This window comes from Streptomyces sp. PSU-S4-23, from assembly GCF_055632315.1.
Genome location: NZ_JBVMUU010000002.1, coordinates 866,273 through 881,453, shown reverse-complemented (window position 1 = coordinate 881,453; position 15,181 = coordinate 866,273). Strand labels below are relative to the sequence as shown.

Here is a 15,181-nt window from a genome sequence, read left to right as displayed (position 1 = left end):
CAACGGCGGCGGCCGCCTCACACCCCCGAGGCGGCGTCCAGATCGGTCATCAGCAGCTCCCCGTTGATCGCGGCGCCCGCCCGGTATCCACGGCTCGCCGCGTTCACCACCTGCTCCGCGAACCCGATGGCGTTGCCCGCCGCCCACACACCCGGCACGGTCGTCAGACCCGTCTCGTCCACCACGGCATACGCACCGAACGGCGTCTCGCGCAGCTCGGCGCCCAGCCGCTCCAGCAGCCCGGTGCGCGGGACGGCGCGGGGCGCGACGAACAGCACGGCGCGCTCGTGTGCCGTGCCGTCCGCGAGCCGCACCCCGGTGAGGCGGTCCCCGTCGACCGTCAGCCCGGTCACCTCGCCGGGCACCACGGCGACCCCGGCGGCGGCGAGCCTGCGCAGATCCTCGTCCGAGAGCTCGTCCTCGGCGACCGTGTGCAGGAACAGGGTCACATCCCTGGACCACTGGGACACCATCAGCGCCTGGTGCACGCTCATCGGCGTCGAGGCGAGCACCCCGAAGGCCCGGTCGCGCACCTCCCAGCCGTGGCAGTACGGGCAGTGCAGCACATCGCGTCCGAAGCGTTCGGCGACTCCGGGGACGGCCGGCAGCTCGTCCCGCAGACCCGTGGCGATCAGGAGCCGCCGGGCGTGCACGCTGCGTCCACCGGCGAGCGTCACACCGAACTCCCCGTCCCCGTCCCGCACGGCGTCCACCGCCCGGTCCCGGACGAGCGCCACGCCGTAGCGCGCGACCTCCTCGCGGCCGGCGGCGAGGAACCCGGCGGGCGGCATGCCGTCGCGCGACAGATAGCCGTGCAGGTGCGCGGCGGGCGCGTTGCGCGGTTCGCCCGCGTCGACGACGAGCGTGCGCCGCCGCGCCCGTCCGAGGACCAGGGCCGCGGACAGGCCGGCCGCGCCGCCTCCGACGACGGCCACTTCGTATGTCTCGGTCATGGTGACCACCTCCACGCAGACCGTCGCCCGACCGCTGCCGGATTGACAAACAAGGTTGCCGGAACTGCAATTGATCCATGAGTACCGACGAGGTTCTGGCGGGTGTGGGCCCGAGGCTGCGGCAGATCCGCAAGGAGCGCGAGGTGACCCTCGCGGGACTGTCCGAGGCGACCGGCATCTCCGTCAGCACCCTCTCGCGCCTGGAGTCGGGGCTGCGCAAGCCGAGCCTGGAGCTGCTGCTGCCGATCGCTCGGGCCCACAAGGTGGCGCTGGACGAGCTGGTCGGCGCCCCGCCGGTGGGGGATCCCCGGGTACGCGCCCGGCCGATCGTGCGCCACGGCCGTACGTACTGGCCGCTCACCCGGCAACCGGGCGGCCTCCAGGCGTTCAAGGTCCTCGAACCGCAGCGGAAGCTCGAACCGGACCCGCGGACGCACGAGGGCTACGAGTGGCTGTATGTGCTGTCCGGGCGGCTGCGGCTCGTGCTCGGGGAGCACGACGTGGTGCTGGCGGCGGGAGAGGCGGCAGAGTTCGACACCCGGGTACCGCACTGGTTCGGCTCGACGGGGGAGGGGCCCGCGGAGTTCCTCAGCCTGTTCGGCCCGCAGGGCGAGCGGATGCACGTCCGCGCGCGGCCCGCCCGCGCGTGACGCACACGACTGTTCCCTGATCGACAAGCGACCGCTTAGTATGCGGTCGACCCGGTCAGACGACGCAGTCCGTGGAGGGCCCGCATGCAGGCATGGCACGTGCACGAGAACGGCGAACCGAGCGAGGTGATGCGGCTGCAGGAGACGGAGCGGCCCACGCCCGGCGACGGCCAGGTCCTGCTGAGGGTGCGAGCCGCCAACATCAACTTCCCGGACGCGCTGCTGTGCCGCGGCCTGTACCAGGTCAGGCCCCCGCTGCCGTTCACACCGGGCGTGGAGATCTGCGCCGAGACCGAGGACGGGCGACGGGTGATCGCCAATCCGGCCCTGCCGTACGGAGGTTTCGCCGAGTACGCCGTCGCCGACGCGGCGGCCGTGCTGCCCGCACCCGACGACCTCGACGACGCCGAGGCCGCCGCCCTGCACATCGGCTACCAGACGGGCTGGTTCGGCCTGCACCGCCGGGCCGGGCTCCAGGCCGGTGAGACGCTGCTCGTCCACGCTGCCGCCGGAGGGGTCGGCAGCGCGGCCGTGCAGCTCGGCAAGGCCGCGGGCGCCACGGTCATCGGCGTCGTCGGCGGCGCCGGCAAGGCCGCCGTGGCCCGGGAACTGGGCTGCGACGTCGTGATCGACCGGCGGGGCGAGGACGTCGTCGCCGCCGTGAAGGAGGCCACCGGCGGCCGGGGCGCCGACGTGATCTACGACCCGGTGGGCGGCGAGGCGTACACGCAGTCCGCGAAGGCGGTCGCCTTCGAGGGCCGGATCGTCGTGGTGGGCTTCGCGAGCGGATCCATCCCCAGCCCCGCGCTCAACCACGCCCTCGTCAAGAACTACTCGGTCCTCGGCCTGCACTGGGGCCTGTACAACACCAAGAACCCGAAGCTGATCCGGCACTGCCACGAGCAGCTCACCGAACTGGCGGCCCGGGGCGTCATCAGGCCCCTGGTGAGCGAGCGCGTGCCGCTCGGCGGCGCCGCCGCCGCGGTGCAGCGGGTCGCCGACGGTGTCACCACGGGGCGCGTCGCCGTGATCCCCGGTCTCGACGAAGGAGGAGCGGCATGACCGACGCCGCCGGACTGCGCAGCCGCACACGGGAGCTGCTCGCCGCGCATCCCCCCGCCACAACCGGCCGCCTCGACTTCCTCAGGGCCCGCTTCGACGCCGGGCTCGCCTGGGTGCACTACCCCGAGGGACTCGGCGGCCTCGGCGCCCCGCGCTCGCTCCAGGCGGTCGTCGACGCCGAACTGGAGGCCGCGGGAGCCCCCGACAACGACCCGCGGCGCATCGGCATCGGCCTCGGCATGGCCGCGCCGACGATCCTGCGCTACGGCACCGAGGAGCAGAAGCGGCGCTACCTCAGGCCCCTGTGGGTGGGCGAGGAGGTGTGGTGCCAGCTGTTCAGCGAGCCCGGCGCCGGATCCGACCTCGCGGCGCTCGGCACCCGTGCCGTCGCGGACGGCGACACATGGGTGGTCAACGGCCAGAAGGTGTGGACCTCCAGCGCCCACCTGGCCCGCTGGGCGATCCTGATCGCCCGTACCGACCCGGACGTGCCCAAGCACCAGGGCATCACCTACTTCATCTGTGACATGACCGACCCCGGCGTCGAGGTCCGGCCGCTGCGGCAGATCACCGGCGAGGCCGAGTTCAACGAGGTCTTCCTCACCGACGTCCGCATCCCCGACTCCCGCCGTCTCGGCGAGGCCGGCGACGGCTGGCGCGTCGCCCAGACCACGCTGATGAACGAGCGCGTGTCCATCGGCGGAATGCGCATCCCCCGCGAGGGCGGCATGATCGGGCCGGTCGCCGAGACCTGGCGGGAGCGCCCCGACCTGCGCACCCACGACCTGCACCAGCGGCTGCTGAAGCTGTGGGTGGAGGCCGAGGTCGCCCGCCTCACCGGTGAGCGGCTGCGCCAGCAGCTCGTCGCGGGCCAGCCCGGCCCCGAGGGCTCCGGGATGAAGCTGGGCTTCGCCCGCCTCAACCAGGAGATCAGCGGTCTGGAGGTCGAACTCCTCGGCGAGGAGGGCCTCCTGTACGACGACTGGACCATGCGCCGTCCGGAGCTGGTCGACTTCACCGGCCGCGACGCCGGCTACCGCTACCTCCGCGCCAAGGGCAACAGCATCGAGGGCGGGACCAGCGAGGTCCTGCTGAACATCGTCGCCGAGCGCGTCCTGGGCCTGCCCGCCGAGCCGCGCACCGACAAGGACGTCGCCTGGAAGGACCTCGCCCGATGACCGACCTGCTGTACTCCGAGGAGGAAGAGGCGCTGCGCTCCGCCGTCCGGGACCTGCTCACCGACCACTGCGACGCGGCGGGCGTGATCGCCCGCACGGAGTCGGACGCCCCGCACGACCTGGCGCTGTGGAAGGCACTGGGGGACGGCATGGGCCTCGCGGGCCTGCTGGTGCCCGAGGACCGGGGCGGTCAGGGCGCCACGCACCGCGAAGCCGCCGTCGTCCTGGAGGAACTGGGGCGGGCGGTGGCGCCCGTGCCCTATCTGACCAGCGCCGTCGTCGCCACCGAGGCGCTGCTGGCCTGCACCGGCGACGAGGCCGCCACCCTGCTCGCCCGGCTGGCGTCCGGCCGGACGATCGGCGCCCTCGCGGTCGCGCTGAACGTCGCCCCGGGCGCCGCCTTGAACACCGTACGGGTCGAAGACGCCACCCTGCACGGAGAGTTGACCGCAGTCGCGGACGCGGTGGCCGCGGACGTACTGCTGGTCCCCGCCGAGGACGGCGGCCTGTACGCGGTGGACGCGGACGCCGTGACCATCACCCCGCGGGTGTCCCTGGACCTGACCCGGCCCCTCGCGACCGTCACCCTGGCCGGGGCCCCCGGACGGCGGCTGGGTGCAGCCGAGCCCGCCGTACGCCGGGCCCTGCGCGCCGGAGCCGGGCTGCTCGCCTCCGAGCAACTCGGCGTCGCCGACTGGTGCCTGACCGAAACGGTGCGCTACCTCACGGAGCGCAAGCAGTTCAACCGGCCCGTCGGCGGATTCCAGGCGCTCAAGCACCGGCTCGCCCAGCTGTGGCTGGAGACCGTCAACCTGCGCGCCGCCGCCCGCAATTCCGCCGACGCGCTCGCCAACGGCAGCGAGGACACCGGCATCTCAGTCGCCGTCGCCCAGGCGTACGCGGGGCCCGTCGCCGTCCGGGCCGCCGAGGAGGCCCTCCAACTGCACGGCGGGATCGGCATGACGTGGGAGCACCCGGTCCACCTCCGCCTCAAGCGGGCGAAGGCGGACTCGATCGCCTACGGCACCGCGGGCGCCCACCGCGAGGCACTGGCCGAACTGGTCGACCTGCGGCCGCCGTCGTAACGCCCGCCCCCGCAGACAGGGCCCGTTCCCGGTTCCGTCCGGGGCGGGCCCGCCCCGCCTCCGGTGCCGACGGAGGTGAACGAGGGGCGGCCATCCGGCCAACTCCTCGCACGGCAGCGCCCCTTGCGGCCCGGCCGGCCGCATACTCCCTGACGTCCGGTAACGGCTTTTCAGGGAGGCAGAGCATGGCCCTCACCACGCGTCGCAGAGCCCTCACCACCCTCGGTGCCGCCCTGGCGGGCTCGCTCGCCCTGCCCGCCGCACGCGCGGCCGCCGTCGAGGAGCAGCGCGGCCCGCGTCCCCTCCGGCGCGCCCACGCGCACAACGACTACGAGCACCCGCACCCCCTCTTCGACGCCCTCGGCCACCGCTTCGGCAGCGTCGAGGCCGACATCTACCTGGTCGGCGACCGGCTCCTGGTCGCCCACGACCCCGCCGACCTCGACCCCCGGCGCACCCTGGAGTCCCTCTACCTCGACCCGCTCGCCGCCCGCGTCAGGGCCAACCACGGCTCGGTGTACCGGGGTTGGCGCGAACCGCTGCAACTCCTCGTCGACATCAAGACCGAGGGCGCGTCGACCTACCTCGAACTCGACCGGCATCTGCGCCGCTACCGGCACCTGTTCACGACGTACGCCCACGGGCACGTCCACCCGGGAGCGGTCACCGCCGTCGTCTCCGGCGACCGCGCGGCCCGCGCGCCGATGGAGGCGCAGACCGTGCGGCACGCCTTCTACGACGGCCGTCTCGGCGACCTCGGCGGCCCCGCGGACGCCGCCTTCATCCCGCTGATCAGCGACAACTGGACGCTGGCGTTCACCTGGCGCGGGGAGGGGCCGTTCCCGGGCACCGAGCGGCGACGACTGCGCGGCATCGTCGCCGAGGCGCACACACGACGGCAGACGGTGCGCTTCTGGGCCACGCCCGACACTCCGGGGCCGGCCCGCGACGCGCTGTGGAAGGAACTGCTCGCCGCCGGGGTCGACTACATCAACACGGACGACCTGGCCGGCCTCGAAGCCTTCCTCGACGCCCACGAGCGGCCGTAGAACCACACGATCGGGGGACACGTCAGCCGCCCGGGTGAGCCCTCCGCTACGCCACACTTGCGGCCGAAAGCCGCGAAGTGGGCGTGGCGGAGGAGGTTGACGATGGCCGTTTCCATCTCGGTGGTGCTGCTGCTCCTGATCCCGGCGGTGATCTTCCTGCGCAACGGCGCGCTGAAGATCTCACACGCGCTGGTCTGCGTCATGCTCGGCTTCTACCTCGCCAGCAGCAGCATGGCCCCGACCATCCACCAGGGCCTGGCGGCGACCGCCGACATCGTCAGCGGCCTGCGTCCCTGACCCTCGCAGGGCGTCCCGCTCAGGAGGACGAGAACACCCCGATGCCCTCCGGGACCGGGCGTTCGGCGCCCCCGCTCGGATGGTTGCGCACGGTCACCGCGTTCGCGCCCGGCGCCCGCGCGACCAGGGTCGTGGACCCGCCGCCGTCGAGATTGAAACCGTCCGTGGCGCCCATCTTCCGCAGGGTCGAGGCGAGTTCGGCGACGGTGAGCCCGGTGCGGTAGGCGGACGCCCCGTCGAGGGCGAGGAGCAGCAGGCGGTGGCCGCCGTCCCCGATGCCGACGCCGGTGCGCACCGCGGACGTCGCGTCGTCGAGGCCGGACAGCGGGGCGCCGTGGCGCAGCACGGGGAAGCCGCCGACGGCGAAGGCGAAGGGGACCCCGGACGAGGCCGCCACCAGCCGGCTGCCGACCGCGACGGCCTCGCCCTCGGCCAGACGGCGCAGCGCCTGCGCCCCCGCCTCGCGGCCGACCAGGACCGTGGTGCCGGCGGCGATGGCACCGCTGCCGGGCCGGCCGGCCGTGGCGACGACCCGGCCGTTCCTTACCGTGACCTCGTAGGTGTCCGAACTGCACGGCGCGGCCCGGTCGGTGTCGGTGCCGCAGACGGCCCGCAGCCGGGAGACCCCGCCCCAGTCCGCCGTGTACGCCCCGATCGAACCCTCCGGCAGCGCGTACTGGTTGAGGCCGTGGAGCGCGAGCCGTTCCCGGGACGTGCGGACGGACCCGGTGAGGGCCAGCCGGTCGAGACGGGCCGTGCGGTCGGTGCCCACCCCGAGCACGTCCTCGGTGGTGGTGCCGGGCGGCAGCGCGGGCCCGAAGCGCTGCCCGGGCGGTACGGCCGCCTTGAGGGTGTGCCCGTTCGCGACGGCCGGGCCGACGGCCGAACCGGTCGCCTCCACCCCCGGGTGCTGGGTCTCGCTGATGTTGAAGAAGTCGCCGTTGACCCCGGCCACGGCGTGCTGCGCGTCGGCGAGCCGCGAGACGGTGGCCCGCGCCGCCACGGCCCCCGGATACAGCAGGTCCACCCGCACGTTCCGGTTGCGCAGATCGATGCTGAGGAGGTGCGCGCGGGCCACACCGTGGGACGCGGAGAGATCGAACACGCTGTACTCGACGCCCGGCGCGATCGCCCTGGCTCTCGGTGCACCACTGGCGGGTGCGGCCCCCGCCGGGGCCGCGCCGGCCAGCGCACTGAAGGCGACGAGCGCCGTGAACACCGTTCTGAGCCGTCTGTCGCGACGTGTCACTGTTCCCCCTGATGTCTCGTCAACTCGGGCAGGACTCGGGGGAAGTGCACCAGACGGCCGTGGCCTGTGCGGTGGTCGGCGGCCGACGACGCGGGAACGGACGAGAAAACGCACTCCTTCGGGTGGTTCGGCCGTGGCGACGGGCGACGTCCCGTGGTGAACGCTCGCCGCTCCGCGGCGGGTTGGCCATCATCCGGCGCCTCGGTGTCCGCGCCGGCGGAGGCCGTTCCGGCGCGGACGGCGGGGCGCGGGCGGACCGCGGGCGGGGCCGCCATGGGTGCCGACGGCGCCCGCGGCCCGGTGAGCGGGTGATCCTGGAGCCCGACCGCCCGACCGCCCGACCGCCGGACCGCCGGACCGCCGGACCGCCGGACCGCCCGACTGCCCGACTGCCCGACCGCCCGACCACCCGCCCGACCGCCGGGCCGCCCGGCCGCAGGGCCGCCGGGCCGCCCGGCCGCCGGGCCGCAGGGCGCGCTCACCCTCCGCCCCGTACGGCCGGTGTGGCGCCGTGCCGCCCGGCTCACCGGCATCGGCGGCCCCAGCGGGCCGTCCGGCGGGCCCGTGAGGACGCCTGGCGCGGGACCATGGAGGGAGTGGGACCTCGCCGCCGACGATCCCTGCCTGGAGCGTGCGACATGACCGTTTCCGACGACTTCGCGTACGAGACCCGGCCCGTGCGGGTCGTCTTCCGGCCCGGCGCATCCGTGACCGCGACCCCGGACGAGGCCGAGCGCCTGGGGCTGCGGAGGCTCCTCGTGGTGTGCGGCGGCCTGGGTGAGACCGCCGCACGGGCGGTCGCGGACGCGCTCGGCGACGCCTGCGCGGGACTGTATGCGGAGGCCCGGATGCACGTGCCCGTCGAGATCGCCGACCATGCCGTCGAGGTGGTGCGGGCGGCCGGGGCCGACGGGTGCGTCGCGGTGGGCGGCGGCTCCGCGATCGGCCTCGGCAAGGCGATCGCCCTGCGCACCGGGCTGCCGCTGATCGCCGTTCCGTCGACGTACTCGGGCTCGGAGATGACCCCCGTCTGGGGCCTGACGGAACACGGCATCAAGCGCACCGGCCGCGACCCCGTGGTCCAGCCCCGCAGCGTCGTCTACGATCCCGAGCTGACCCTCTCGCTGCCCCTGTCGCTCACCGTGGCCAGCGGCATCAACGCGCTCGCGCACGCCGTGGAGGCGCTGTACGCCCCGGACACCTCTCCGCTCGTCTCGCTCATGGCCGAGGAGGGCGCCCGGGTGATGGCGGAGGCACTGCCGCGGCTGGCCGCCGAACCGGAGGACCTCCAGGCCCGTGGCCGGGCGCTGTACGCGGCGTGGCTGTGCGGTACCTGCCTCGGCTCCACCACCATGGGACTGCACCACAAGCTGTGCCACGTGCTGGGCGGCACGTTCGGACTGCCGCACGCGCAGACGCACACGGTGGTGCTCCCGTACACCCTCGCGTACAACGCCCCGGCGGCACCGCGCGCGGTGGCCGCGCTGGGCCGGGCCCTCGGTGCCCAGGACGTCCCGCGCGCCCTGTGGGAACTGGCGGGACGGCTCGGCGCGCCGCGTTCGCTCGCCGAGCTCGGCCTCCGGGAGGGCGACCTGACGGGCGCGGCGGCACAGGTGACGGGACAGCCGTACCGCAACCCCCGCCGGCTGACGACGGAGGGCGTGCTCGGCGTCCTGAGGGCGGCCTACGAGGGGCGGGAGCCGGAATAGGGCGGCAGGGACCGGACCCGGGGGCGCGGCCCGGGCGCTCGTGCCGCGGCGCCCGGGGCCCTCCGTTGCGGGCTTCCCGGCACGGCGCGACGATCAAAAAGGGACTGTCCGCCCGGGCGAGAGCAGGGATGCTGTGGTGGATGCCATGCCGAGTCCGCCGTCCGGCGGCGGGCACCACGATCCGCGCGCGGGTCCCGTCGCACCCAACGGCGACCCGCTCCTGGCCGCACGGTTCAGCGTGCCCGTCCCCCCGCGGACGTATGTGCGCAGACCACGTCTGACGAACCGGCTGGCCCAGGGCGCACAAGGGCCCCTGACACTGGTGAACGGCCCCGCGGGAGCAGGCAAGACCCTGCTCGTCGCCGACTGGGCCACCGCCCGGCGCGCACCGGGCCGTGTCGCGTGGCTGACGGTGGAGCCCGAGGACAACGGGCCCGGCGTCTTCTGGACCTATGCGCTGGAGTCCCTGCGGCGCCACGGGCTCGCCGCCCCCGACGGCATCGGCGGCCCGGCCCGCCCCGGCGAGGTGGACCACTCGCTGCTGACCCGGCTCGCCGCCCTGCTGAGCCGGCGCCCGCAGCCCCTGATCCTGGTCCTCGACGAGTTCGACCGGGTGGTCACCTCGCCGGAGATCGCCGAGGAACTGCAGTTCGTGCTCCGCCACGCGGGCGGCGGACTGCGCCTGGTCGTCATCAGCCGTACGGAGCCGCTGCTGCCGTTGCACCGTTACCGGGCCGCCGGCGAGATCACCGACATCCGCGGCGCCGACCTGGCGTTCCGCCCCCGGGAGGCGGCCGCACTGCTCGACCGCCACGGGCTGCGCCTGTCGCAGGCCGGCACGCGGACACTGACGGAACGCACCCGCGGCTGGGCGGCCGGACTGCGGCTGAGCATCCTGGCCGCCCAGGGCGCCGACGACCCCGAGGTCTTCCTGAAGGACTTCGAGGCCGGCCAGAGCACGCTCGCCGACTTCCTGCTCGCCGAGGTGCTCGACACCCAGCACCCCGGGACACAGGACCTGCTGCTGCGCACCAGCATCCTGGACCGGATCCACCCCGGCCTCGCCGACGCCCTCACGGGGCGGGACGACGCGGAAGCGGTTCTGGCCTCCTTGCAGCGCGCGAACGCCTTCGTGGAGGCCATCGGCCACTCGTGGTACCGACTCCACCCGCTGTTCGCCGAGATCCTGCGGGTCCATCTGCGCGTCCGGCATCCCGGGCTCGAACCCGAGCTGCACCGCAGGGCCGCGGACTGGCTGGGCGAGGCGGGGCTGCTCGCCGAGGCCCTCCCGCACGCGGCGGACGCGGGCGACTGGCAGCCGGCCGCCACCCGCTTCGTGGACGGCCTGGCGATCGGGCGGCTGCTGACCGGGCTGGACGCCGAGCGGCTCGACGGGCTGTTCTCCCGGATGCCCCCGGACACCTCCGGGCCGGCCGCCGATCTGGTGCGCGCCGCCCGCGACCTGGCCCGCCACGACGTGGACCGCGGCATCGGGCATCTGCGCCGCGCCGAGGACGACCTGCCCGCCGGCGACGCGCCGGACGCCGCGCCACTGCGCCTGAGCCGCGCCCTGCTGCGCGTCCTCGCCGCCAGGACCACGGGCTCGGCCGACGTCGCCGAGGCGGCCGCCCACGACATGGCGGTGGCGGAACGGGCCGTCCCCGCCGACCGTCTCGCCCGGCACCCGGAACTGCACGCCCTGGTGCTCACGGACCTGGGATCGGCGCAGCTGTGGGCCGGACGCCTCGACGCGGCGCGGGCCACGCTGTCCGGCGCCGCGAGGGCGGACGCCGGGCCGCGGACCGCGTTCCCGCGGCACGAGTGCCTCGGCCGGCTGGCCCTGATCGACCTCCTGGACGGGCGGCCGGGCCGCGCCGAGTCCCACGCCCTGGCGGCGGTCGCCGAGGCCGAACGCTCCGGCCTGCCCCCCTCCGCCCGCAGCGGCGTCGCCCGGCTGGTGCTGGCCGCGGTCGCCCTTGAGCGCGACGACCCGGCCGCGGCCCGCGGCCACCTCGGGCACGCGGACCGCTCCGCCGCGGCGCCGCGCGATCCCCTCGTCACCGCGGAAACGGCGCTGCTCCGCTCACGACTGCTGCTCGCCACGGGATCGACCCGGGCGGCGCGGCGGCTCCTGGACCGGCTGGAGCAGCTCCCGGACGTCGTCCAGCCCTCGCCCTGGGTGACCGAGGCGGCGGCGCTCGTCAGGTCCGGCGCCTACCTCGCCGAGGGCCGTCCGCAGGCCGCGCGGGAGGCGCTGGAGGACGGCTTTCCCCCAGGCCCGGAGCGAACCGCGGCCGCGGCCCGGGCCCTTCTCGCCACGGGCGACGTCGAAGCGGCACGCGCCCTGCTCGCGGCGCTCCCCACAGGGCACGGCGAGGGACCGGCCGTCACGGTACGGGTGCTGCTGGCGCGGGCCCAGACCGCCGACGCGCTGGGCGAGGGCGATGAGGCCGAGCGGCTCGTCGCGCGGGCCCTGCGGGTCGCCCGGCCGGAACGGCTGCGGCGCCCGTTCCTGGAGTCGGGGCCCTGGCTGCGGCGGTTCACGCGCCGCCGGCCCACTCTCACGCGGGGGCACGACTGGCTGCCTGCCTCGCCCGCCGGACGCGCACCCTCGGGGGAGGCGCGCGACGGCTGCCGCGCGCCCGCCCCGGTGACCGAGGCGCTGAGCGAGCGCGAGCACGAGGTGCTGGAGCGGCTCGCACAGCTGATGTCGACGGAGGAGATCGCCGCCGACCTGTATCTGTCGGTGAACACGGTCAAGACCCATCTGAAGGGCCTCTACCGCAAGCTCGCCGCGACCCGGCGGGCCGAGGCCGTGCGCCGGGCCCGGGAGCTGCGGCTGCTGTGAGCCCGGGGAGCTCACTCGGGAAGGCGCCGCATCTCCACCACCTGCAGCCCCAGCGACTGGCAGCGCGCCAGCAGGCCGTACAGATGTGCCTGGTCGACGACCTTCCCGAACAGCACCGTCTGGTGGGGTACGACGAAGCTGTCCAGCTCCGGGAACGCCTTGGCCAGCGTTTCCGACAACTGCCCGTCGACCCGGATCTCGTAGCGCATGAGCCCGCTTCCCTCGCGGTCGTACGGCGGGCGCCGCTCAGGACACGAGCACCTTGGCCTTGGCCGTCTCGTACTCGGCGTCGGTGATGTCCCCGTGGTCGTGCAGGCCGGCCAGCTTGGTCAGCTCGTCCGCCTTGCTCATGCCGGGCGCGGGGCCGCCGGCGGCCGCTTCCTGCACGTACGAGCGGAACGCGCGCTCCTGGGCCTGCACGTGGCGAAGGTCGCGCTCGCCCATGCCCCGGCCACGGGCGACCAGATAGACGAAGACGCCCACGAAGGGCAGCACGCAGACGAACACCATCCAGCCCGCCTTGGCCCAGCCGCTCAGGCCGTCATCGCGGAAGATGTCGAAGACGACCTTGAACAGGAGCATGAACCACAGGACCCACAGGAAGAACCAGAGAATGGTGAGGAACGCGTTGAGGAGGGGGTAAGAGGACACGACGGCCTCCGGTGGTCGGCCCGCCGCCCGCTGACCGGGTCGGGGGAGTGGTCCTGACCCCTCCCACGGTGCAGCCGGGCGCGGCGCGGGGGCTCACCCGCGGCGGGTGAACCTTCAGCGTCCGCCTCGGCCCGGCCGGGGCGCGGCCCGGCCGACGGCCATGCCGATGCCGTGGGGCCGTCAGCCGGTGTCCCCGCCGTCCCCGGGCGGGGCCGGCGGAGTCCGTTCCGCCCGCGGCGTGGCCCTGCCGCTCGCGGCCGGCAGCGCCGCACGCGTTTGAACGGACTTTCCCGACGCTCACCTGCTCCTGGAAGCGGGCCGCTTCCCCCTGTCTCCGGCCCCGGTGAAGCAATGCCGGCCGGCAATCCGGCGTCCTCCAGACCCTGACGCATCTACGAGCCTGCTTAGCTGAAACTGTTGCATCCGGTGTGCATGACAAGGGTCAAAAAGTCCTCTACTCTACCGGCGATTCGGTCTCCCGAATCGACTGGAGCCCCACCGGCACGTCCGTACAACGGAGACATTTCGCGTGCCGTCCGGTCTGCACGGTCAGTCACCAACGCACCACCGCAAGGTAGTTCGCGATCTCGGCTGTGCCGTCGACGAAGGGGTGCTCCCGGGGTCGCGTGTGGCTTCCATCCCCAACCACTGAGGAGACCCCTCGTGCGTATGAAGCTGCTCGCCGCCGTTACCGCAGCGGCCGCTGCCACTCTGACCTTCAGTACGTCCGCCCAGGCCAGCCACTCGTGGGGCGGATACCACTGGGCCCGCACCGCCAATCCGTTCACGCTCAAGCTCGGCGACAACCTCGGCTCAGCCTGGAAGAGCTACCTGGGCATCGCGTCCAGCGACTGGTCCAAGTCGTCCGTCCTCGACACCACCGTGGTGGCAGGCCAGTCCTCCGCCAGACGCTGCCCGGCGACGAGCGGCCGGGTCGAGGTGTGCAACAACACCTACGGCAACAACGGCTGGCTCGGCATCGCGTCCATATCCGTGACCGGCGGCACCCACATCACCTCCGGTACCGTCAAGCTCAACGACACGTACTTCAACACGGCGACGTACAACACCCCCTCCTGGCGGCAGATGGTGACCTGCCAGGAGGTCGGGCACACCTTCGGACTCGACCACCAGGACACCAACTTCGGCAACCCCAACCTCGGCACCTGCATGGATTACACGAGCAACCCCGACGGGCCGCCGAGCAACCTCGCCCCCAACCAGCACGACTACGACGAACTCGCCACCATCTACGCGCACCTCGACTCGACCAGCACCGTCGACCAGTCGGCGGCGGTGCCCCAGGTGAGCAACTCCAAGGCGAGCTGGGGGAATCGGGTGGCGCACTCGGCGCACGGCGACACCTACGTCCGCAACTTCGGCAACGGCAAGTCGGTGATCACGTTCGTGGTCTGGGCGGGCTGACGCCTCAACGGCCGCAAAAGGGGCGGCCACAGTGATGAGACCGGGCGAGGGCAGGGCGTGCACCGCCTCTGCCCTCGCCCGGGGCCAGGCGCGTCCGCGGCTACTTGGTCGTGGACTTCCCGTACCCCTGACGCAGCCAGGTGCGCAGCCGGCTGATCTCCGCGTTCTGGGTGGTGGTGATGGAGCGGGCCAGGGCGATCAGCCGGCTGTGGGTGCCCTGCCCGGGTACGATGCCTGCCGCAAGGACAGCGGCCTCGTGGTGGGCGATCATCGCTTCCATGAACGTCTGGTCGGCACTCGCACCGGGACGCATCGTGGCCATGTGGCTGGACATCGCACCCATGCCGGCGTGCATGGACCTCATCATCCGCCCCAGGCCGGCGGGCATGCGGGCGGCCGCCTGAGCCGGGGTGAGTCCGTACCACGTCTTGAGCCAGCGGGTCATTTCGCTGATCTCCCGGCTCTGAGCGCCGATCACCCGTTGCGCCATGGCTTTGAGCTGGGGGCGCGAGCCGTGGTCGAGTTCCATACGGGCCATCGACACGGCCATCTGGTGATGCGGGATCATCCCGGCCATGAAGATCTGCTCGAAGGCGGCTCCGTGCAGTTTCCGCACGGCGGCGGCGTACTGCCGGGCCATCTGCATCATCTGGTCCCCGCCGGGCTGCTGCGTGGCGGCGACGTAGGGGGCGACGGGGGTGGGGGTGGGGGTGGGGGTGGGGGTGGCTGCGAGAGCAGCAGGTACCAGCGTCAGCGACGAGGCAAGACTCGCGGGCACGAGAACGGCGGTGACCGCACGGCGTGCGGGAGACGGCATCGGGCCACTTCCTTCCGAAAGAGGTGTCCGGATACCCCGAGCACCGCCACCGTCGCACAGCGTCATGCGGCGGGCAGGTCGACGCCCGATGGGGTGGAGGGCCGATGCGGCGGACAGCGCACGGTGATTGCGGCCAGGAGGTCTTCCGATGCACCGCACGTCAATTGGCCCGCCCGAGTGACACGGGGCCGACCCGGCCGGTGCTTTG

At 73.9% G+C, this 15,181-nt stretch carries 14 protein-coding genes; 9 read left to right on the top strand and 5 right to left on the bottom strand.

Annotation, left to right across the window (positions count from 1 at the left end; all coding sequences use genetic code 11):
- Positions 1–17: 17 nt before the first annotated feature.
- Positions 18–953: an NAD(P)/FAD-dependent oxidoreductase gene (locus ACZ79I_RS04775; RefSeq protein ID WP_471494364.1), complete on the bottom strand. Its 936-nt coding sequence runs from the start codon at positions 951–953 to the stop codon at positions 18–20.
- A gap of 77 nt (positions 954–1,030) precedes the next feature.
- On the opposite strand from ACZ79I_RS04775, the gene ACZ79I_RS04770 reads away from it, so the two are divergent.
- The 6 genes from ACZ79I_RS04770 (at position 1,031) to ACZ79I_RS04745 (ending at position 6,274) form a co-directional block, all read left to right on the top strand.
- A complete protein-coding gene (locus ACZ79I_RS04770) occupies positions 1,031–1,603 on the top strand; it encodes a helix-turn-helix domain-containing protein (RefSeq protein WP_471494362.1) in 573 nt (190 codons plus the stop codon).
- Positions 1,604–1,687: 84 nt separating this feature from the next.
- The gene (locus ACZ79I_RS04765; protein WP_471494360.1) at positions 1,688–2,665 is read left to right on the top strand and encodes an NADPH:quinone oxidoreductase family protein; all 978 of its coding nucleotides are present in this window, start codon (positions 1,688–1,690) and stop codon (positions 2,663–2,665) included.
- Positions 2,662–3,843 carry an acyl-CoA dehydrogenase family protein gene (locus ACZ79I_RS04760; RefSeq protein WP_471494359.1) on the top strand — a complete coding sequence of 394 codons (1,182 nt, stop codon included), beginning with the start codon at positions 2,662–2,664 and terminating at the stop codon, positions 3,841–3,843. Before ACZ79I_RS04765 ends, ACZ79I_RS04760 begins: the two co-directional genes overlap by 4 nt.
- A complete protein-coding gene (locus ACZ79I_RS04755; protein WP_471494357.1) occupies positions 3,840–4,928 on the top strand; it encodes an acyl-CoA dehydrogenase family protein in 1,089 nt (362 codons plus the stop codon). Before ACZ79I_RS04760 ends, ACZ79I_RS04755 begins: the two co-directional genes overlap by 4 nt.
- A gap of 185 nt (positions 4,929–5,113) precedes the next feature.
- On the top strand, positions 5,114–5,977 hold the full coding sequence (locus tag ACZ79I_RS04750; RefSeq protein WP_471494355.1) for a phosphatidylinositol-specific phospholipase C/glycerophosphodiester phosphodiesterase family protein: 864 nt from the start codon (positions 5,114–5,116) through the stop codon (positions 5,975–5,977).
- A 102-nt stretch (positions 5,978–6,079) separates the two neighbouring features.
- Positions 6,080–6,274 carry a hypothetical protein gene (locus ACZ79I_RS04745; RefSeq protein WP_381083811.1) on the top strand — a complete coding sequence of 65 codons (195 nt, stop codon included), beginning with the start codon at positions 6,080–6,082 and terminating at the stop codon, positions 6,272–6,274.
- Between the two features lie 19 nt (positions 6,275–6,293).
- Here the strand turns inward: ACZ79I_RS04745 and ACZ79I_RS04740 are convergent, their stop codons facing one another.
- Complete coding sequence (locus tag ACZ79I_RS04740; protein ID WP_471494353.1) at positions 6,294–7,523, bottom strand: phosphodiester glycosidase family protein; 1,230 nt, start codon at positions 7,521–7,523, stop codon at positions 6,294–6,296.
- Between the two features lie 638 nt (positions 7,524–8,161).
- Here ACZ79I_RS04740 and ACZ79I_RS04735 point away from each other — a divergent pair.
- On the top strand, positions 8,162–9,232 hold the full coding sequence (locus ACZ79I_RS04735; protein WP_471494351.1) for a maleylacetate reductase: 1,071 nt from the start codon (positions 8,162–8,164) through the stop codon (positions 9,230–9,232).
- A 145-nt stretch (positions 9,233–9,377) separates the two neighbouring features.
- Positions 9,378–12,080: a winged helix-turn-helix domain-containing protein gene (locus ACZ79I_RS04730; RefSeq protein ID WP_471494349.1), complete on the top strand. Its 2,703-nt coding sequence runs from the start codon at positions 9,378–9,380 to the stop codon at positions 12,078–12,080.
- 11 nt (positions 12,081–12,091) lie between these two features.
- On the opposite strand, the gene ACZ79I_RS04725 is transcribed toward ACZ79I_RS04730, so the two are convergent.
- Positions 12,092–12,289, bottom strand: coding sequence for a hypothetical protein (locus tag ACZ79I_RS04725; RefSeq protein WP_381083819.1), 198 nt, complete (start codon positions 12,287–12,289; stop codon positions 12,092–12,094).
- Positions 12,290–12,326: 37 nt separating this feature from the next.
- The gene (locus tag ACZ79I_RS04720) at positions 12,327–12,731 is read right to left on the bottom strand and encodes an SHOCT domain-containing protein (RefSeq protein ID WP_471494347.1); all 405 of its coding nucleotides are present in this window, start codon (positions 12,729–12,731) and stop codon (positions 12,327–12,329) included.
- 663 nt (positions 12,732–13,394) lie between these two features.
- On the opposite strand from ACZ79I_RS04720, the gene ACZ79I_RS04715 reads away from it, so the two are divergent.
- On the top strand, positions 13,395–14,156 hold the full coding sequence (locus tag ACZ79I_RS04715) for a zinc metalloprotease (RefSeq protein ID WP_471494345.1): 762 nt from the start codon (positions 13,395–13,397) through the stop codon (positions 14,154–14,156).
- Between the two features lie 100 nt (positions 14,157–14,256).
- On the opposite strand, the gene ACZ79I_RS04710 is transcribed toward ACZ79I_RS04715, so the two are convergent.
- Positions 14,257–14,973 (bottom strand): DUF305 domain-containing protein, encoded by a 717-nt coding sequence (locus ACZ79I_RS04710; protein ID WP_471494343.1) that lies wholly within the window; start codon positions 14,971–14,973, stop codon positions 14,257–14,259.
- Positions 14,974–15,181 lie beyond the last annotated feature (208 nt).